This window comes from Salinispora oceanensis, from assembly GCF_000383575.1.
Taxonomy (GTDB): Bacteria; Actinomycetota; Actinomycetes; order Mycobacteriales; family Micromonosporaceae; genus Micromonospora; species Micromonospora oceanensis.
In genome coordinates, this window is the sequence record NZ_KB911579.1 from 4,214,392 (window position 1) to 4,233,520 (window position 19,129).

The 19,129-nt window shown below is 67.6% G+C and carries 14 protein-coding genes and 1 CRISPR repeat array; of the genes, 6 read left to right on the forward strand and 8 right to left on the reverse strand.

What is annotated here, in order from left to right; genetic code table 11:
* Positions 1-147 precede the first annotated feature (147 nt).
* On the forward strand, positions 148-954 hold the full coding sequence (locus tag SALPAC4_RS0119530) for a hypothetical protein (protein WP_019871760.1): 807 nt from the start codon (positions 148-150) through the stop codon (positions 952-954).
* A gap of 968 nt (positions 955-1,922) precedes the next feature.
* On the opposite strand, the gene SALPAC4_RS0119535 is transcribed toward SALPAC4_RS0119530, so the two are convergent.
* Positions 1,923-2,462: an SLOG cluster 4 domain-containing protein gene (locus SALPAC4_RS0119535; protein ID WP_317888998.1), complete on the reverse strand. Its 540-nt coding sequence runs from the start codon at positions 2,460-2,462 to the stop codon at positions 1,923-1,925.
* Positions 2,437-3,864, reverse strand: a complete 1,428-nt coding sequence (locus SALPAC4_RS0119540; RefSeq protein WP_019871761.1) for a hypothetical protein — start codon at positions 3,862-3,864, stop codon at positions 2,437-2,439. Before SALPAC4_RS0119540 ends, SALPAC4_RS0119535 begins: the two co-directional genes overlap by 26 nt.
* 695 nt (positions 3,865-4,559) lie before the next feature.
* On the opposite strand from SALPAC4_RS0119540, the gene SALPAC4_RS28630 reads away from it, so the two are divergent.
* From SALPAC4_RS28630 to SALPAC4_RS0119560, 4 genes are all read left to right on the forward strand, one after another.
* Positions 4,560-4,748, forward strand: coding sequence for a hypothetical protein (locus SALPAC4_RS28630; RefSeq protein ID WP_027644887.1), 189 nt, complete (start codon positions 4,560-4,562; stop codon positions 4,746-4,748).
* A 932-nt stretch (positions 4,749-5,680) separates the two neighbouring features.
* Positions 5,681-7,477: a B12-binding domain-containing radical SAM protein gene (locus SALPAC4_RS0119550; RefSeq protein ID WP_027644888.1), complete on the forward strand. Its 1,797-nt coding sequence runs from the start codon at positions 5,681-5,683 to the stop codon at positions 7,475-7,477.
* The gene (locus SALPAC4_RS0119555) at positions 7,465-8,571 is read left to right on the forward strand and encodes an aldo/keto reductase (protein ID WP_019871764.1); all 1,107 of its coding nucleotides are present in this window, start codon (positions 7,465-7,467) and stop codon (positions 8,569-8,571) included. The genes SALPAC4_RS0119550 and SALPAC4_RS0119555 overlap by 13 nt, the downstream gene beginning before the upstream one ends.
* Entirely contained in the window at positions 8,568-9,023 is a 456-nt protein-coding gene (locus SALPAC4_RS0119560; RefSeq protein WP_018727853.1) for an NUDIX domain-containing protein, read from the forward strand. Before SALPAC4_RS0119555 ends, SALPAC4_RS0119560 begins: the two co-directional genes overlap by 4 nt.
* Positions 9,024-9,419: 396 nt before the next feature.
* Positions 9,420-9,897: a CRISPR direct-repeat array (repeat unit 33 nt; unit sequence TCAATGAAGGGCAGCTCCGTTGGGAGCTGCGGC).
* A 185-nt stretch (positions 9,898-10,082) separates the two neighbouring features.
* On the opposite strand, the gene cas2 is transcribed toward SALPAC4_RS0119560, so the two are convergent.
* From cas2 to cas7g, 6 genes are read right to left on the reverse strand one after another with little or no spacing between them, the layout of a single operon-like run.
* Entirely contained in the window at positions 10,083-10,385 is a 303-nt protein-coding gene (cas2, locus tag SALPAC4_RS0119565; protein WP_019871765.1) for a CRISPR-associated endonuclease Cas2, read from the reverse strand.
* A complete protein-coding gene (cas1, locus tag SALPAC4_RS0119570; RefSeq protein ID WP_019871766.1) occupies positions 10,382-11,974 on the reverse strand; it encodes a CRISPR-associated endonuclease Cas1 in 1,593 nt (530 codons plus the stop codon). The genes cas2 and cas1 overlap by 4 nt, the downstream gene beginning before the upstream one ends.
* Positions 11,974-13,020, reverse strand: a complete 1,047-nt coding sequence (locus SALPAC4_RS0119575; protein WP_019871767.1) for a hypothetical protein — start codon at positions 13,018-13,020, stop codon at positions 11,974-11,976. The genes cas1 and SALPAC4_RS0119575 overlap by 1 nt, the downstream gene beginning before the upstream one ends.
* The gene (cas3g, locus tag SALPAC4_RS0119580; protein ID WP_019871768.1) at positions 13,017-15,761 is read right to left on the reverse strand and encodes a type I-G CRISPR-associated helicase/endonuclease Cas3g; all 2,745 of its coding nucleotides are present in this window, start codon (positions 15,759-15,761) and stop codon (positions 13,017-13,019) included. The genes SALPAC4_RS0119575 and cas3g overlap by 4 nt, the downstream gene beginning before the upstream one ends.
* Complete coding sequence (gene csb2 / locus SALPAC4_RS0119585) at positions 15,749-17,269, reverse strand: type I-G CRISPR-associated protein Csb2 (protein WP_020113540.1); 1,521 nt, start codon at positions 17,267-17,269, stop codon at positions 15,749-15,751. Before csb2 ends, cas3g begins: the two co-directional genes overlap by 13 nt.
* Positions 17,266-18,501 (reverse strand): type I-G CRISPR-associated RAMP protein Csb1/Cas7g, encoded by a 1,236-nt coding sequence (cas7g, locus tag SALPAC4_RS0119590; RefSeq protein ID WP_019871770.1) that lies wholly within the window; start codon positions 18,499-18,501, stop codon positions 17,266-17,268. The genes csb2 and cas7g overlap by 4 nt, the downstream gene beginning before the upstream one ends.
* Before the next feature lie 323 nt (positions 18,502-18,824).
* Here cas7g and SALPAC4_RS0119595 point away from each other — a divergent pair, with 323 nt between their 5' ends.
* Complete coding sequence (locus SALPAC4_RS0119595) at positions 18,825-19,112, forward strand: hypothetical protein (protein ID WP_019871771.1); 288 nt, start codon at positions 18,825-18,827, stop codon at positions 19,110-19,112.
* Positions 19,113-19,129: the final 17 nt, after the last annotated feature.

The window sequence follows — 19,129 nt, forward strand, 5'->3', positions numbered from 1 at the left end:
TCCCTGCGACAAGATCGGCTCTTTGGGCTGAACGGGTCTATCGAGTGTGTTGCACCGTGCGCGCCCCCGGTTGAGGGGTTGAACACGATCGAACGCTGGTCGCGTCTGGAGTCGTCAAGAAGGCGTGCGGTGCCGGGTCGGACAGCGATGTTCACCGCGTTATCGTCCGTGCCCGCCGTTGGTCTGGACGTGCCGCGTCTGGTGCGCGGCGAGCAGCCCTTCAACGTCGCCGCGAACGCGCTGCGCCTGCTGACCACCGGCCCGCAGCCGCTGGAGGTGGACGGCGCCACTCTCGGCGGGGGGCTGCCCGCGCGGCGGATTCCGTTGTCTGAGTTGGCGGCGATCCTGATGCACCCTTCCTGCGGGCACGCCACCAGCGACCAGGTGTGGTGCCTGCTCATCGGCCGCGCCCGCGCCGACGGCCCGGCCTGGGTAGTCGGTGCGGTTGGGGTGGCCCTACCGGGGCTGCGCCATGCGGCTCGCCGGTTGCGCGGCTTCTCCGGCGATGTGCAGGCCGAGCTACTGACCGCGTTCGTCGCGGCGCTGGGCAGCGTGAAGCTGGGTGGGCCGAGGGTGGTGCAGCGGTTGCTGTCGGCCACGTTCACCGCCGCTCGTGCCGCGCTGCGCGCCGCCGAGCCGCGCACGCCGGTGGAGTTGCCGGTGCCGTCGTCGGGCGGCGGGCACCCGGATGTCGTGCTGGCCCGCGCGGTCGCGGCCCGGGTCATCACGGCACGGGACGCGGAGCTGATCGGCGCCACACGGTTGGAGGGCGTGTCGGTGGCCGACTACGCCGAACGCCACGGTCGCGGCTACTGGGCGGTGGCCAAGGAACGCTCGCGGGCCGAGGAACGCCTCGCCGCGGCGATCCGCTGCGGGGCACTAACTGACGAGCACGCCACTGTGATCGCCGAGGCCACGACAACCGTCGCATTCGACCCGGCGCACCGTTGCTGAGCTGCGCCTTCACAACCTGGAGTCCAAAAGTGCGCCGAAATCTGTATCTCTTAGTGCGGGATTTTCCCGCACCTGGTGATCCGCTTTGACCGGCCCCGCTGACGGCGCTGACACCCCGCAACGGCCCCCGAATCCTTCGAAGGAGGACGGCCAACACGGCCGGTCGTTTGGTCACCAGCATCTCTCGCCCGTTTGCCCAGCCCCACACCTTGTGGGTGTGGGGCTGGGCTGCCCTTGGAAGGTGCCCACGTCCCATGAACCACCGCCCGTCACACCGCCCGAGTCCAACCCCGCGCCGCCCAATGACCGACCGGCCCGGTCCACGCCTGACCCGCACCGCCTCCACCCGCGCACCATCGACTACCAGCTCACCCTCGGCGGGACGACGCGGGCTCGGAACCAACCTTGCCGGCTGGTCTTCGGTGGCCTGCCACGCCTGCTGACCCGTCCACACCCGACCGCCGCCATCGACACACACGGCACTAGACAAGAACGGCATGCCATCGAACGGCAGCACCGACGCTCTACCGTCGGCCCACGCCAGCACCGCCACAGTGCTGGCACCACCACAGTCAATCGACAGCCGAACCTCTGCCCCCATCGACGTAGTCAAACATGAGGATCGCACTCACGTCACCCGTCGATCACTCACCGGAAGCAGGACCCCGAAGGCATCGCCGGGGCGATCACCATGACAACACTGTTGATCATCGCTCTATCCTTGCCGGGACAGCTCGGCCCGGCGACGTGACCCTCGTAGGGGTGATCGCGGCGAGCCTCGCGTGGCTAAGCTGGTACGCCGCGGCCCACGGCCTTATCGTCGGACTCACTGTTCAAGGCGTCCTGGGCTTCTTGGCGCGGGCGCGTTCCCGGAGTCGGACTGCATTACCGATGGGACCTGCGCTTCTCGCTGGTTGGCTTGCCGCGATATTGGCTCCGTGATGCGCTGCACGCTGCACCCGGCTATCTCATGTAGAACATGCAGCGTGGAGGGCCTCCGCGACGGCATCCTCTGCCGTGTCTACATACCGGAGGCCGGGTACGAGTTCACCGTCGGCCTTTACCACCCGCCATCCGCCGAGTGCCACGACCGGCACGTCGCCCCGGCGCATGGCGAGAGCGACCTCGCTGAGGGTGCCCCAGGAACCACCAACACTGATAACGGCGTCAGCGCTCCACACGATGATGGCGTTGCGGGCTTCACCCATGTTCGTGACGATCGTGGCAGACAGGTCTGGACAGGCGCCGTCCTTGCTGTCGTTGGGGCGGATGCCGATGACAACGCCGTTCTTGGTGCGTGCACCGGCTGCACAGGCTGCCATGACGCCTACGCCTCCGCCGCAGATGATCGTTGCTCCCCGGTCCGCCAAGAGTTCGCCGACGCGCCGAGCGTTCTCAACATCGTCGTCTGTGCAGTATCGGGGTCCACAAACGGCTACTTGAACGGCCACGCTGTCATGCCTCCAAGGTGAGGGATTGATGTCAGTCCGGCGAAGCGGGCAATTCACGTGAAGCGGTGTACGCGCAAAAGAGATGAACGCGTTCCCGTAGTTCGGCAGCGAGCGCCGACTTGGCGAAGGTCTGACTGGTCAGCGTTCGGTCTGTCGCCTTCATGCGCTTAATCACCGGCAGCGTCCGGCTCTCCGTCGGCAAGGAGAATATTGGTTGCAGATGCTCTTCAGCGCCGTCGAGGTCGTTCAACGCGAGGTGCGCGGCCACCAGGTCAACCTGTGCCGCAGCGAAGAACTCGGGGCATTGCTCGAGGTCCGGCTGCGCCGCGAACAACTCGAGGGCATGTGTAGCCTCGGACGCCGCTCGCTCGAAGTTTGGCTTGCCACCGAGGGCTAACCTGACCTCACTTGCGTAGTATGCGGCCTTGCCGAGATTGAAGTGAAACACCCCTCCTGGCCCGTCCCGATCTGGACCTATATGTGACCGAGCTGCCTGGGCCGTCGCCAGGGCACGATCGGCCTCCCGGTGATCGGCGGCTGCCGCGTACGCCCGCGCTTCCTGACTCGCGAGCCTTAGCAGACTCGTGCCGGCGGTGGCATACCGCTGGCCGCTGTGGGCCAACTCGGCGGCTCTGCCGTAGTCGCCGTTCCAGTAGGCGACGTTTGATTGCACCCAGCGAACGTAGACACGCAGGGCGTCGTCCTCCGCGAGATCTGCACAGAGCCAGGCCGTACGCGTATGGGTGTCGGCGGCATACGCTTGGCCAAGGTCCGCGCAGGTGTGGGCCAGAAGCGCACAGAGCTGGCCGGCGACCTGGTACAGGCTGGGCAACACGGCCGGGCGCTGACGGTCATCGAGCAACTCGAAGACCTCTGCTCGCAGTCGGGACAAGGGCCGAAACATCGCAAACGGTGGGCGCATCAGGTATTCATGCGCCATCTGGCTGACGTCAGCGCCGAGCTGGTCAAGGACGTCTTGGTCTACAGCTCCTCGCGCTCGCCGCACGAAGCGTGCGGACTCTTCGGCAGACATCGCAATCTCCTCGCTTAGCGCGCCGTCCCCGGACAGGCACGCCTTGTCGACGTGTACCTCCTCCGACGGTACGTCGCCGCGGCCGGAGGTTGTCGACAGGCCCAGCGCGATCTCAGCGATCGGCAGCGCCCCCGCAGGGTGCGCGAGCGTGGCCGGCGCGTCCGCGCCAACGGTAAACAGTTGCGTGGTGGTCAGCCCTGGGAAAAGACCTTCAAGGATGCGACACGAATCCGGGTGCGGCAGACCCTTCAGGTCGCATGCTAGCCACCGGGCAAGTTGGGACCGGCTTGGGTAGCCACCCACCAGATCAGGGTCAACCCGCTCGGCAACCCGATCCCACTCCTTACAGAACGTCGAGTACTTCTGCCAGTGACGCTCGCGAAGCAGCGCCTTTAGCAGAGTCGATGCCTTGGCCACGTCACCCATCCCTGTCCGGTTGGCTACGCCCGGCGTCCACATCGTAGCGCCGGGATCGTGGATTGGCTGCCGCTGGCCGCGTCCCAATGTCATGCGACACATAGACGCGACAGATACGCGACCGAAACTCCTCCACAGCTAGTGGCATGCAGTCGAAATGCGACGCGCGCTGACCACATGCTGTTAGGCATGCGGTAAGGGCTAACAGCTTCAGCCGACTCCCAGCTCGGTCCGACGACCTATCTACTCGAGGCAGCAGTCTCTACCGACGAGCACTTAGTACTACTTCGGTGGGCGGCGAACGGGTTTAGCGCATGAGCAACACCACGTGGTCGCCCAAGCCGCGCACGTCGTCCAGACCGGTTGAGACAAGGACATATTTGGTAACCCGCCACTGCTACAACAAGGATAAGCGGCGCGCATTGACACCTTCGCTCACTACGGTCCATCAACACCTAGTTACCCGGGAGGCTCGCCATGCCGACAGTCACGAATGAACACAAAGACTGCCTGCCCCAGCGAGGTAGCGGAACTTTCCTGGCCACGTCGTCCAATTCAGCCAGCACTCGGATTACCGCGTCAGAGCTGGATTCTGAGCGCTTGCTTTCGACTGGTCGTGCTGTGGGCCGGGCACGCGTGTACTACACCTCCCATCCTGGCTTGGACGTTCTTCAGTCCGTGCTGGACGGGCTGAGGAGGCTGTGATGGTCGCCGGCAGCAGGCGCCCGCTACATGGCAACCGTGATCCACACGGATCGCCTCCGCTGCCGGATGGCGAGGGGGTTCCAGTGGTGCCGAGGGAGCCCGGTCCGCCGACAACCAGGCAGAAGCTGGTCGCGGCGCTCGTTCTGATGATCGTTGTTGTTGGGGTTGTGATCGGGGCGTTGCGGTGATGGGCCAGGTCGCCCGGGGCTGTGGGTTGCGGGCCGGGAAGTCCGTTCGCCTGGACCGAACTTGTTCCCCGCAGTTCGTTCGCCCCGTTGTGGTTCGGGTGATTCGAGTTCTTGATCGGCCTACCTATCCCGGGTGGGTGTGGGTGGAGGGGCTACGAGCTTGACGCGTCCGGTGATGCGTTGCGGCGGCGACAACTGTTCATCCGGCACGACGGGACTCGGCCGACGATGTCTGGCCATGGGTGGGGCCGCTCGATCCGCGACGGACGGCGGCACTTACCGGGCGCCCCGGGCTGCACCCTGGCCGGCGAGTGCCTCGGCCAAACCGTGGTCCTGCACCGCCTAACTCCCATTAGCAGGCACACCCGAAAAGATCGATGATGCTGGAGCCAGGTTCGCCCAGGCTATTTGCCAGCAGGGTCGGAGATTCGCCGCCGAGGCCGCGAGCAAACTCCACTGATACGAGGTCAATGTGGCGTTCCATCGCAGGCTAACGCGATCACCAAGGAGGCCACTGAGGTGTCCTGACTTGCCACGGCTGAACCAATCAATCGACTGAGAAGGACGCTCCGGAGATGTCTAATCAAACTCTCAACGCTCAGGATGTAACTCCGCGTGACCGCCTTATGGATACCGTCGAACGCTGCACAGATAGAGCTGTTTCCTCGAACGAACTACGACGACTGCCGCTGGAACAACCACACGTGCTACGCCGAGCGCTGGAGGACCTACTGCCGGGGCGAGTTGTAGTCACCGGCACAATCGAGCGCCGGCTGCTGCTCATCGAACACGGGCACGGGGAGCGATGGATGGCCGTGGACCTGTCTGGCGAGGCGCACGCCACTCGGCGTTGGCCCGGTTGGACAGCGGATCACCTCATGCTAGAAACACCGAACTCGTGGCTGTCGCCAGCGGCTATCGATGAACAGGGAATGCAGCGCCTACTCCGCCCGCGTGTCCTGCTGACAGCTCTGTACCGGCCGGAGATTTTTCCATTGCCGCGGTTTCCGTTGGCGATTTCTGATCTTGCACGAGCAGCGCGAAGCACCCTGACCGGCCAGGTGGACCTGTTGGATATGCAGTTGGGGGTCACCCTCGACGACCTCATCGCCGCTCTTGAGGAGAATCCCCCCGACATCCTCGGAGTGTCCGCGACGTTTGGACAGCACGACCTGATGCTCCGGCTGCTGGATCAGGTGTACGGCATGGCCGTAGCCCCGCTGGTGCTTGCCGGCGGCAGCCTCACCGCGCGCAACGAGCGCCTACTGCTGGACCGATACCCGCAGCTACTCATAGCCCGTGGGGCCGGCGAGCCGACGATCCAGGACGCGATCAGCTACTGGCACGGCGACCTCTCACTGCCCGACATTCGAGGCATCGGCTACTCCGGCAACAGCCGTGCACAGAAGGGCCTACTGCAGGTGGGCCGGTACCGCCGGACCCGGACGATCGCCAACCGCGCACAGACAGACAACTTGCCGGAGCTGGACCTGCTCGATGCCACCTTCACCCACCGCGGCGTCGCGCAACTGGAAACGTCGCGAGGATGCACCAACTACTGCTCGTTCTGCCCACGCGGACATAAGGGCACGTGGTCCGGGGCACGCGCCGACGGAATGCCGGCGGTCCTGGCAGCGATGTCGAAGGTGTTTGACCGCCATCCCGAAACCTCGCGCACGCTGTACCTGGTAGACGAAGAGTTCATCGGCGGCGACCCGGATGCCGCGCCCCGGGCCCTGGCCGTCGCCGACACTGTTCATTCGGCGGGCTTTCGCTGGGAGTCGTCATGCCGGGTTGACCAGGTAGTGGACCCGCACCGCGACCGACAGTGGCACCTCGACCGCGCCCACATGTGGCACGGACTGCTGCAGCGGGGACTACGTCGCATGCTGTTCGGGGTCGAGTCCGGGGTCACGTCGATCCTTGAGCGATTCAACAAGGAGACCACAGCCGAGCAGAACGCTCTGGCTATCCGGACCCTGACCGCACTGGGGGTACCAACCCGGTTCACCTATATCACCTTCGACCCGCTCATGACCCGCGACGAACTGGCCGAGAGCCACGCGTTCCAGGCCCGCACCGACCTCCTCCTACGGCCGCTGCCCCACCTTCCGGTCGAGACCATCGTGGATGGGGTCCGCGATGAGACGTTCGTCGCCGCGCATACCACCGGTCGGCCGCTGCACACCGGCATCTCCTACATGCTCGTGTCCATGGAGTGCCTGATCGGAGCTGCGTATACCCGTCGCGCTGAACAGGCTGGCCTGACACGCACGGTCCGCCCGTCGATGGGCCGCGTTGACGCCGACTACGCCGACTGGCGCATCGGCAGCGCCTCGCACCACGCGCAGCTATGGATCGACCGGAACTTCGCGTTCGACTACACCCTCAAAAGCCTGGAGAAAGTCCTCGACGGCCAGGCGCGACGCCAGGTCCGCGCCGCGCGGGTGGTCCTCAAGAACGCCGCAGCGACACTGCTCGGCCGTATGCTCGACCTCATCGACCGGCACCCACTCCACACCCCCGCCCCGGAAGCTCTCAACCCCGCGTTGATTGACCTGCTGAACCGAGGGCTTGGCGAGGTACAGGCGGCCATGGCACCGACCATCGCCACGGTCCTCGCCGTGCTTCCCGCCGACCGAGCGGACATCCTCACCACTGCCCACACTCACTGGACCACCCCGACCGGCTGGGCGCTGATCAACACGGCAGACCCATGCGGCACGTGACCGCGCCCGAGCTGCCGCCGCGACAACTCACTCGGCTCGGCCGGACCTCCCCGGCACTGGCCGCCGGCTGCTGGCCCCTCGCCGGTCCCTGCGTCAACGATGGCGCGGATGTCGGCTGGGCACCCACCCACGACATCATGGCATTGGACGCGCTACGCGCCGCCTGGGAAAAGGGCCTGCGACTGTTCGATACCGCCGACGTATACGGCCACGGCCGAGGCGAGGAACGTCTCGGCTACTTGCTTGCCGAGGTACCCCGCGACAAGGTGATTGTGAGCACCAAGACCGGCTACGACCGGCGCAGTGGACACCCTTACCAGGCGCTTCAGATGAAGAGGCACCTACGACGGTCACTGACCCGGCTAGGCACCGACTACGTCGACATCTACGCCTACCACAGCACAGACTTCGGCTCAAATGACCAATACCTCGCCGAGGCGATCGCACAAATGCACGAGTTCAAACGCGAGGGCCTGATCCGCGCCATCGCGATTCGTGCTCCCCATGAATTCGCCACGCAGTGGGCGGACGAGAGCAGTCCCCGCGGACAACAGGCACGACGATTCCTGCACCTGCTCGACCGCTGCCAACCAGATCTGATCGCTGTCCGTCACAACCTGCTCAGCCCTGCCTACCGGACTGACGAGACCACCGTGATCGACCTGGCGCGACAACGCGGAATAGACCTGCTCATCAAGCAGGTCCTCGGACAGGGTCTTCTCATCCGCCACCCCGGACTCCCAGCGACAGCATCGCTGTTCGGCCCGGGTGACCACCGCCGACAGCACAACTGGTTTAGCCCCCTGGGCCGACGTCTGATCTGGGACGGTCTACAGCCGGTCCGGGACCGCTACGGTCACACACCCGCCGCACTGGCCAACGTAGCCATACGCTTCGCACTGACAACAGCCCCGACCGCCGTTGCGATGCTCGGCTTCCGCACCGCCAACCAGATCACCACGATCACTACCCCCGGCCCCGCCCTGACACCGCCAGAGGTCGCGGACCTGGCCGCGACAGGCGCCCGAATTCGCACAAGCCTTGACCAGGTGTCCCAACAACCGGACCCGACCATGACTGGAGTGCAGAGATGACCGAACCCCACCGCTTTCCCGTCGACGTCCTCATACTCCTTCAACGACCCGACGGACGGATCCTACTCACCAAACGCGCCGGCTCCGTCTACCTCGCCGGCTCCTGGGCTGTCCCCGGAGGCAAAGTTGACGCCGACGAAGACGTAATCACCGCCGCCATCCGAGAGCTTCATGAAGAAACCGGAGTAACGGTCACCCACGACCAGCTCACATTCATCGGAGTCACACACCACCGCCCCCCACACCACGACTCCCGCATCGGGTTCGGCTTCCTCGCCACCGACTGGATCAGCGAACCCCGCAACGTCGAGCCCGACAAATGCTCCCAGCTCGCCTGGTTCCCACCAGACGAGCTACCCGACCCGACCATGCCCTACACCGCCGAGGTGATCCGCCTCCACCAAGAGAAACAACGCTTCTCCTTGCACGACTGGTGGGGGATCGGTCACTGAAGTGACACCGGGATGCCCTCGCTACCACTAATACCCCGCGAGGTCGACGGTGCGGCGCCTGACCGGGCTTATCCTTGCACGGGCTGGTCCCCGCAACTGGCGTATCGCTGCGGGGACCAGCTTGTCGGTGGCCTGCGGCCAAGGCTGCTCCACCTGCGCGTGGCCGTGGCCAGCAGCCGAGCGGTGACCTCGTCGACCTGTTCAGGTTCGCCGCAGGCCCGACCGCTCGCCAGCGCCGGTCCTGCGCTGTCGGATATCTCCGATGCTTGTGGATGATCCCCTGATCATGGCCGGATTCGCTAGCCCTCGTATCACCAGCAGCGCGGACGCAGGGGCGGGCCGTAGAAGGGAACACACTCGTATGGCACCAAGAGCAAGGTGTGGACGTTTGAAGCCTCAATGAAGGGCAGCTCCGCTGGGAGCTACGACCGCGCCCACGTCCCTGGTGGGCGTCGTGTGCGCATCCGGCGTCTCAATGAAGGGCAGCTCCGCTGGGAGCTGCGGCCAGCAGCACGTCATGCGCGGACGCCTGGTGCTCGTGGGTGCCTCAATGAAGGGCAGCTCCGTTGGGAGCTGCGGCCGCTGCCGCACGATCCGTCGCCGCGCGATGGGTGCTCGAGCCTCAATGAAGGGCAGCTCTGCTGGGAGCTGCGGCGCAAAGACCTAGCCGTGTTCGTGCGACTCATCGACGAGCTTCAATGAAGGGCAGCTCCGTTGGGAGCTGCGGCCGGGGTCTGGCCGGGAGGTACCCCGACGTGAACACCGCCTCAATGAAGGGCAGCTCCGTTGGGAGCTGCGGCGCCGGCGCGTTCCTGGATGCGATCGGTGATGACGACCTGCCTCAATGAAGGGCAGCTCCGTTGGGAGCTGCGGCTGGGTCAGAATTATAGCCGCTCTGACCTGCACCTGAACCGGTCTGCTGCGAAGGGTGCGCTTCCTGCGAGGCGGAGTAGCGCTCAAGGCCGCGTACCCGCAGACCTACCCGGCATGTGAGCTGGGCTGACACCCTGGCGACGGGTCCGCGCTTGGCGGCGAGACGACGCAGGCTTCGCCGGTGGTTCAGAGGATCGCTGGTCCGTGGTTGGTGATGGTGCGGCTGCAGCCGATCACGTCGAGCGATCGACGGTTGTTCTCGCGAAGGGTACCCAGGTTGCAGAAGATGACGGAGTCTCTTTCCTCGTCGATCATTTCGGTGAGTTGGGTGCGGAGCCGTAGGAACTTGGCTGGCCGGGTGTCCACGATGAACACGCTGTGCTGTATGCGGTCGCCGTATGATTCGAGTTTCTTGGTGACCTTCGTTCGGCGGATGTCGTCGGATATGTCGTACGCGATGAGGTAGCGTCGCACGTCGTCAAGGTTCATCGGGTTTTGATGCCTTGGTATCGGGGCTGCGTTCCGTCGATCACTCCCAGGACGAGGCGTGCTTGGATCTCCATTGCCCGTCGCCAGGTCACGTCGTATCCGAAGATCGGGTGCCGAAAGGTGCCGGTGACGCGGCGTTCGTAGCCGGTGATGAGGGCCTTGCGGCCGCGTTCGCCGATTCGGGTCGTTCCGAGTGCGGTCGAGAAGTCCCGCGTGTGGATCTCGCCGTTGTTGAATGCGTTCAGGACGACTGAGTCGGCTATTGGGGCCCGGAACTCCTCGACCAGGTCGAGTGCCAGTGCTGGCTTGTTGCGTCCGCTGCTGTGTAGGAATCCGGCGTGTGGGTCGAGTCCGCAGGCGACGACGGCCCGCAGGACGTCAGCGGTCAGCAGACCGTAGCAGAAGTTCAACGCGGCGTTGATCGGGTCGCGGGCGGGGCGTCGGGTCCGCGTCGAGAAGGTCAGCCCTTCGGTTGCCACGACTTTTGGCCGGAGCATGGTGAGGAAGTGCGCGAAGTAGCGTGCTGCGGCATCGCCTTCGATGCCGAAGAGGCTGGTCAAGGACGGCGAGTCGAGGGCTTCCCGCTGTAGCTCCCGTAGCCGTGTCACGGCTGTTTGGGCATCGCCGTGTCGGCGCAGCAGTGTTGCCTGGTTGGCGATCTTCGTCGCCACGAACTGTCGGGCCAGGTCGATGCGCCCGTGCTGGGATGCGACGTGCTGGAGCAGTCGCGGACCGCCGTTGGGCCCTTGGGCTGCCCTGGCCCATCCGGTGACTCGCCCCGAGCTGGTGCACCAGACTACGGACAGGCTGCGCCACAACAGCTCGCGGATGAGGCCGCTGGAGAGGTCGACGTTGCCGTGCACCACCACGCCCTGCACGCGTTCGATGGGGAATGTGCCGAGTTTCTCGCCGCTCTTGCTGACCTCGATCCGGCCCCGTGTGATGTACGCCCGCGAGCCTGGTGTGGTCAGGTGCAGGACCTGCGTGTCCGGATCGGCCACGACGATCCGGCGGGTCACCAGTGTGAGGGGACGTTCGTCCGGGAGGCAGACGGAGATGTGTGAGCAGCGGGAGCAGCGCCGGTCGTCTTCGAGTGGCGGCGGCGCCTGCTCGGCGGCGAGGGTACGGGCGGTGTCCGCCACCATGTCCCGTGCGAGTGCCCTGTCCGCTGGGGTGAGGGGTACGTCTACCCGGGTGTGGTGGTTGGTGAAGTAGATCACCTGCCCGGAAACCGGGTAGCCCATGTCGGCCAGGGCTCCGGCCAGGAGGGCGACCTGGATCCGCATCGGTTCGGTGACCTCGGGGCGGCGACGGACCGGGGTGGCCTTGTGTTCCACGATCGTCATCGCGGCGTTCTCGTCGAGTTCGACGGTGTCGCAGCGTCCGGTCACGCCGAGGTCGTGGCTGATCACGTCGACTGCCCGGTAGCGGCGAGCGCGTGACCCGGTCGGGTCGTCGGCTGGCGTGTGAGCTTGCCTGCCGATCTCCACCTGGTGGGTGTCGGTCTTTTCCCCCATGGCTTCGAGCCAGGCCCGGCGTGGGCAGAACGCCTGGTGCGCCACCAGGCTGATGGGGATCAGCTCGGGCATCAGCGGCGACCGGTCTTGAGTAATTCTCCGAGCATGGCGCGGCGTTCGGGTGCGCTGGCGCTGCCGAACCGGTGTACCGGGAAGCGGACGACCGCGGTGACGCCCCGGTGCGCCAGCCATTCACGGGCTACCTCGCCGCGGGACGCTGCGTCGTCGGACGTGCGCCCGAGGTCGCTCGGGGACAATCCGGTCGCGGCGTACTGGGATAGCTGTCCGCTCGCGAGGATTGTGCGAGTACGGGCGGTTACCCAGCGGCCGTTCCATACAGGTACGTAGAAATAGCCGGCGGTGCCCCGGCCGATGTGGCCGCTCGTCGTGGCGAATCCTGTGCTGCGTTGCGCGATGGGGAACTGCGAGATGCCCCAGAGCGCGCACCAGGCCAGCGCGTTGTCGGTCGGGCCCGGTGCGGCGAACCCGGTCGGCGTACGGCTGTCTGGTCGGTCTTTGCCGATTTCGTCGTGGACGGTGTGCCCGAGCAGTCCGTCGCTGACTGCGGCGGCGGTCCTGGCGGCGACCGCTGCGGCGAGTGGCCGGATTCGGTTGCCGACGAACTCGGACCCCTGGTTGCGGGGCTGCATCTCCAGTCGGCTGGCGCCGTCGTCCTGTAGCCGCTGGCCCTGCGGGTTCTTACGCCAGTAGCTAGGTTCTCCGAGCGTGGCGACCAGTCGGAGGTCGAGCAGTGCCCGGGCATCCATGAGTTGGTCGAGTACGTCGTGTCGCCGTTTCTGGAGCGAGTGCCAGCCGTCGCTGCTGGAGATGACGCTGATGCGGGGGCTCATCAGCGCTCGCTGCTCGCCTGCGCTGATCCGCCGGCTCGGCCAGCTTTGCGGGGTGTCGTGCTGGGCCGCATGCCGGCGGACGATCTCGCCGATCGTTTCCGGATCGGCTTGCGGCGCGCTGAGTACCGGTCGGGATGACATGCCCGAGGTCCACGACAGCCGGACGTCTTCCAGCCCGCCGTCCTCGACGATCGCGGCGAGGCCGTACAACGCCAGGTGTGACAGCATCGTTTTCGGCTCGGCGGTCGTGAGTACGAAGTCGGTCATGATCCCTCCGCGGAGACCTGGCCGTCGGCCGCGCGGAGCAGCGCCTCCAGGTAGGCGCAGCCCCACACCCCCCAACGGATGTGTGTACGTTCGATCAGCTCGTCCCACCGGCCCTCGTCGTACAGCGTGGCGATGGTCTCGTCGGCGTTGTCCACCAGTTGCTGGCCGGTGTGTGGGAAGCCGTGGCGGCCGTGCCCGTGGCTGGTGCCTATTAGCCGGGCCGCCAGTTCCCGGCGCTGGTCTCCGAGCATGGCCAGTGTGGGCCAGGCGTATGCCACCGAGAGCTGCTCGTGTCGCCAGCCGGTCGGCAGGCCCGTGGCCGCGCGGAGCCGTTTGATCGTCTGAGGGTCCCGTACTCCGCTCTTGGCCAGCGGCTCCTCGGGGGCTGGGCCGGCGCGCAGCGAACGTTGGAACCGGTCGTCTGCCTTCCCGTCGTCGTGGTGCAGGCCGGCGAGGCGCAGCGCCTCCACTAGCGCGGTGTCGAGGCCGAGACGGGTGGCGACGATCTCGGTTCGTTCCGCTACGGCTTCTGCGTGCCGGCGGAGCGCGACGGGCTTGCGGCGCGGGGTCCACGTCTGCCGCAACTCCGCGTCGGTGGTCGCCGTGCGAAGGTCGACGACGATCAGCCGGACGAGTTCCGGCTGATCGTCGTGCGAATCGTGCCAGTCCAGGGTCACCTCGGCCTCGGCTGGCTCGTCGGCTGGCCGGTCGAGTAGGCCGGCCGCCGCGACCACCATCGGGCGCGGCGCCAGCTCCTCGCGATGCACGCGGAGCAGCCGGGCGACTTCCACCGGGTCAGGTTCAGCCTGTTCGGAGGCGGCGGCGACGGCGTCGAGGAGTCGGCGGTGCGCGGCGGTGTCCCGCTCGATGCGGAGCACGACCTCTCCCGGCCCTGGTTCACCGGGTGCGTCGAGCACATCGTCGACCCGGTCGTTGCCGTCTGGGTCGACGACTTCGGCGGTGAACAGCTCGGTGGCGTCGTCGATGACGATTTGGTCGCCGGGCCGAAGCCGGTCGTCGTCGATCAGTGGGCGCGGCGCGTCGTCGCCGGGGCGGACCAGTACCGAACCCGGCTTCAGGCGCTCCAGGATCTTCGCCGCTTGCCGAATCGAGACCGGAAACACCTCGTGCTGCCGGGGCGGAAGCTTCTCGATCAACCGGACAGCGTCGTTTTCGTCTGCCGGCAGCGCGCGCCGGACGACGAGGCCGATCTCGTGGTCGGGCGCGTCGAGGTTGTCGGAGAGCCAGAGGTCGAGGTCGTCCTGGTCGGCGGCGAGGTCGTCGCTGGTGCGGGCGAGGTGCCACGCCTGGGCCAGTTCCAGTCGTTGGAGTAGGTCCCGCCTTAGCGTGGGCGCCGGCGGCCGGGGCTCACGCAGTGCCCACGGAGCCAAACCGGCCGGATCGGTGGACTGCCGCTTCAGCCAGGTGAGGGCCGCCGCCAGATCGTCGCACTGGTACGGCCCGGACTGGGCCCCGGCGGGCAGGTCCGTCGCCGGCACCACCACGGTGACCTCGGTCGTGCGCGACCCGAGCCGGTTGACCCGGCCGGCCCGCTGGGCGATGGCCCCGCCGGGCGCCAGCTCCGTCACCGCGGCGGCCAGGTCGAGGTCCACCCCGACCTCCAGGCTCTGCGTGCTCACCAGGACATCGACCTCGCGGTCGCCGGTGATGCTGAGCAGCGTCGACATCGGCGGCCGTAAACGGGACACGTCGTGGGGCCGCAGCCGGCCGCAGACCAGCTCCGTCTTCATACCCCGCGCCCGCAGTTCCTCGGCGACGGCGGCGGCGACCGGGACAGTGTTGACGAAGCAGCCGACCGTCGGGCCATACGCCTCGCGGAGCCGCACCGCCTCGTCCGCCAACGCCATGACGCCCGCCTTCCGCGCCGGGCCGCTGTGCGGGATCGGCCAGGACGCGAGGGGCAGCAGGGTTACGGGCTTCGGTGCGGTCAGCCGCTGCCGCAGCGCCTCGTCCACGTCCAGGTCGCCGGGTTCGACGCCGACCGCCACTCCGGCGTCGGCGCGGGGCGTGGCGGTGGTCTCGACGACCTGGAGGACCGGCACACCGAGCGGCTCCTCGGCCACCGTGGCCAGCTCGCTGACCCGGCGGGCCGTGGTCACCAGTTGCTGGGACAGGTGCGCCTCGTCAACGACAGCGACCGTGTCGTATGCGAGCAGACCGGCCTCACGGGGCCATGCCTGCGCCCGCGACCCGTAGCCGGACAGCAGCAGCCGCGAGCCCCACATGTCGGGCGTGGCGCAGAGCACGGCGCAGCCGAGCGGGTCGTCCAACCAGTGCCGGGACGGCGGCGCACCGCCCCGCAGCAGCGCGGTCGACAGCGGACGGGCACCCGGTTCCCTGCGCCCGGCGCGCAGCGAGTCCAGCGCGTCGGCCGTCCGGGCGAGGACGGTCCTGCCGCCCCGGGCTTCCGCTAGCTTCTTCGCGATCGATGTCGCGTGCTCGTGCTGGTCGTCGACGAGGGCCCGGCGGTCCACCACGAGGGCCAGCCGGCGCGGCACCCGGACCGGGTGGCCGGAGGCCATCAGCGCCACCGCGAACACGTGTACGTCGACGACGCTGGTCTTGCCCGCCCCGGTTGGGGCGACGAGCTGGTCCGGCCACCGGCCGGTACGCAGAATGTGGTCGAGCAACCGCTCCTGCCATTGGAACGGCCGGTGTCCACCACGGGCTGAAGCGAAGAAGGCGCCGAAGTCAGCGCGGTCGACGCTCACCGGGCCCACCTCCGCACCATGTCGGACGGCAGGTCTCTCGGCACGAGCAGGCCGCCGCCTAGGTGCCGGCTCTGCCCGATGGCGGCGATCGTCCGAGGGCTGGCCAAGCTACCGAGGCTCAGCACCGCCCGGTACGGCTGGATCACCGTGTTCCGGTTCACCTTGTGCACGTAGCGGCCGACGTCCCCGTCCATCAGCCGTACCGCCGACTCGACCCGGACCCCGCGCCCGGCGGCGGCCGCTGCCAGCGCGCGGTAGCGTGCGTCGCCCCGACCTGGCGCGGAGAATTCGTGCCGCCAAACGAGCGCGACCGACAGCGCGGCGGCGTCGGCGAGGGACCAGCGGCCGCCGCGCGGCGGCCGGCTGTCGGGCACGGCGACCGGCTCGGTCTGCCACCACCGCTCGGTGCCGGCGGCCGGCTCCGGCCAGAACGAATCGGCCGGGACTTCCACCGGCGGCTTGACTCCGAACGGACCAGCCGCGACCTTGACGTGCCGCAGCCGCTGCACCGCCATCCGAATCAGGGTGAGGTCGATGTCGCTGGCCTCCCGGGGCAGCAGCAACGCCAGCGCGGTACCGCCGACGTGTGGCGCGTCGGGGCCGAGGAACTGGATCGCACAGCGGTTGCTGGGCCGAGGCACACCCTTCTCGTAGTCGCCGGTCAGGACCGCGGGTGCGCCGTAGCCGACCAGCTTGACGAGCGCGCGATGCACGCCGACCGCGTACTGCACCCGCAGCTGCGGCGGGATCGGCCGGTCGACCTGGAACAGCAGCACCGACGTCCACGGCGTCGGCGGCGGTGGTGGTGGTTCCGGCCGGGCGTACCGGCCGAGTTCCAGACCTGCCGTCACCACCGGCGGCGCGGTGGTCTTCTCACTCGACCGATGTGCGTCGGCCCGCAACAACGGCGCGACCGACGTCTCGCAGTGCGCCGCCTCCAGCGCGTCCACCCGACCGGAGGTGGCCACCGTGAGGTCCAGGCCCTCCCCGGTGAACAGGTCGGCGTCCCGGTCAAGACGGTGGGTCGGGTCGGCGGCGGCCCCCGCGAGCCGCACCGGCGACTCGCTGGTCCCCAGGTACGGCACCTCAGGGCAGAGCGCCCCCAGCGCGGCGGCCACCGGCTCGGGCGGATCCTGCTCCCACGTCCACGCGAACCGCCCGGCCACCGCGACACCGGTCACCGCCGGCTTACCGACCAACTTCTCCGACAAAGGGCTACGGCCCTCCTTGACCACCAGCCCTTCCTTCCGGTAAGCCGTCGCGGCGCCGCCGTTGGGCAGCGTCTCCGGTACGGCGATGCCGTCCGGCGGGTGCGCCTCCAGCCAGCGCAACGCGTCACGATCGGCGTCGCACGGCCGCAGCCCGTCCCCGTCGGCGACCGCCCGCACACCCTGCGCCGCCGCACAGACCAGCGCGGCGTGCAGCCGGGCCGGCGACGGCAGTGGGTCGAGCTGACCGCTGCCCACCTGCCCCTTGTAGACGCCGAGGAGAGGTTCGGCGACGATCGCGAAGCTCACGAGTTGTCGTCCGTCTCGGCCACACCGGAGACGATGTCCGGGTTGCCGGTGACCCGCATCGCCAGGCCCGACCACTTGACGTCGGCGGCCTTCTCGGCGTGCGCGAGCGCCTCGCTCAGCAGCAGGTCAGCAGCGTCGATGCTGAGCGGCTCGACGTCCAGAAACGCGCCGCCCCGCTGATCAAGCCGGACCTTCGGCATCTCCGCCTCGACCAGGTCGCAGTTCGCCCGCAGATACAGCTCGGCGTCGGAGCGGGCCAGCGCGTTGAGCGCCAACGCGGCCAACAGCGCCCGACACGCGGCATCCCCCTCGACACCAGCCCCGAACCGCATCTGGCGCAGCGTGGCGAAGGACAGCACATGGGTACGGATGATGGTGTCACAGGCGACACCGGCCAACTGGTCGAGCGTCGGCGGGATACCGCCCAGGCCGAGCGCGGACGCCGACTTCGCATCGCCGGGCTTGATCCCGTTGGCGGCCTTGACGATGTCGCCGTAGGTCGCCGGGCTCAGCTCCGCCTGTTGCCGGGTGGCCGTCTCGGTCATCGCCTTCTTGTTGAGGTTGATCTGCATACCGACCGGATCGACCCGTGCGCCGCCCCGCAGGGCCGGCGTGGGCTCCGCCAGCGCACCGGCCTGGTCGCGGACCGCCGCGACGAAGCCCACAATCTCCCCGACCAGCGCGCTGCGCCACCGCCCCTGACGGCTGCGCCGGCTCGAATCCCAGCCACCGAAAACCAGCGTCACCGGACTCGTCTCCAGCAGGGCCCGAGCGTTGGCGGGGGTCGCGTCCCGGACCGCCCGGTACGCCTCCGTCTGCGTGGTCGGCTGCCCGTCGATCGCGCCGGCCCGGATGTGCCCGTCGAACACCCGGTGCGGCAGCGTGAGATCGAAATAGTGCTCGACCGCCCCGTCCCGCTCGTAACTGACCCGCACATGCGGCACCCGCGACAGCAGAGGATGCCGGTCCTCAACGGCCTGAGCCAACGCCACCTCAGCCCGGTTGAGCTGAGACTGCTTCGAGTCGATCACCACCGCGTACCGACTCTCGTCACCGAGGTAACGCTGCTCGTACGCGTACACGCCGCCCCTCTTGCCCCGCGCGGCGAACTTGGCCGGCGCCACCGACGTGTGCCGACCACCCGCCGGCTCCAGCGCCGTGGTCGACGTGAGACAACTCGGCCCGCCAGCCGACCCGACGGCAAGCAACGACGCAAGATCCAACGAACGCATTCAGATTCCTCCTACATGTGCCATCGATTCGCTACAGTCCTCTTTATCTAAATTCTCTGACGCGTGCTGTCGTACATGGCTGTCTTAATTAGCCTGCGATCCCGGCTGTGTATTGTCAGCGGACAATCGCTTGGTGGGGCTCACCGTATCAAGAGGGACCTCTGTGTACAGGTAGGCCCGACAGCGCACTAACACGCTGACAGGCGTCCACGCGACCGTGACCGTGCCGCACGGGGCGTCATCGGTGCCAGCACGGGCCGATCGGTACCCGAATCCGGGGGGACAAATAACGGCTGATCGACTGATCAAGGGAGAGACGCCAGATGACGACCGAGACCACCGTGGAACAGTCGGCCAACGGGCCGGTAGGTGCGGTCACGGATGAGCAGTTGATCGCGATGCTGGCCGATCGGGCTCGTGGTGACGGGTTGAAGCTGACCGGTCAGGGTGGGGTGGGAGTGAGCGCGCGTGGGCTGATCAACTCCGCGAGTGGTTGTGGAGGGCTTCCGCCATGTGGGTCGAGTTGGCGTACCGGGGGCATGGGCGCCGCGTTGATCGACCGTCGGGTCTACCTGCCGAAATTCTGGACCAACGACCGCACCCGGTGTTAGCAGGCCGGCGTCCCCAA

What these genes read in the sequence shown, in the direction of transcription:
- SALPAC4_RS28630 (WP_027644887.1), top strand. Translation starts at nt 4,560, where the DNA reads ATGGTCGCCGGCAGCAGGCGCCCGCTACATGGCAACCGTGATCCACAC.
- SALPAC4_RS0119540 (WP_019871761.1), bottom strand. Translation starts at nt 3,864, where the DNA reads ATGGGTGACGTGGCCAAGGCATCGACTCTGCTAAAGGCGCTGCTTCGC.
- SALPAC4_RS0119560 (WP_018727853.1), top strand. Translation starts at nt 8,568, where the DNA reads ATGACCGAACCCCACCGCTTTCCCGTCGACGTCCTCATACTCCTTCAA.
- SALPAC4_RS0119595 (WP_019871771.1), top strand. Translation starts at nt 18,825, where the DNA reads ATGACGACCGAGACCACCGTGGAACAGTCGGCCAACGGGCCGGTAGGT.
- SALPAC4_RS0119575 (WP_019871767.1), bottom strand. Translation starts at nt 13,020, where the DNA reads ATGACCGACTTCGTACTCACGACCGCCGAGCCGAAAACGATGCTGTCA.
- cas7g (WP_019871770.1), bottom strand. Translation starts at nt 18,501, where the DNA reads ATGCGTTCGTTGGATCTTGCGTCGTTGCTTGCCGTCGGGTCGGCTGGC.
- cas2 (WP_019871765.1), bottom strand. Translation starts at nt 10,385, where the DNA reads ATGAACCTTGACGACGTGCGACGCTACCTCATCGCGTACGACATATCC.
- SALPAC4_RS0119555 (WP_019871764.1), top strand. Translation starts at nt 7,465, where the DNA reads ATGCGGCACGTGACCGCGCCCGAGCTGCCGCCGCGACAACTCACTCGG.
- SALPAC4_RS0119530 (WP_019871760.1), top strand. Translation starts at nt 148, where the DNA reads ATGTTCACCGCGTTATCGTCCGTGCCCGCCGTTGGTCTGGACGTGCCG.
- cas1 (WP_019871766.1), bottom strand. Translation starts at nt 11,974, where the DNA reads ATGCCCGAGCTGATCCCCATCAGCCTGGTGGCGCACCAGGCGTTCTGC.
- SALPAC4_RS0119550 (WP_027644888.1), top strand. Translation starts at nt 5,681, where the DNA reads ATGCAGCGCCTACTCCGCCCGCGTGTCCTGCTGACAGCTCTGTACCGG.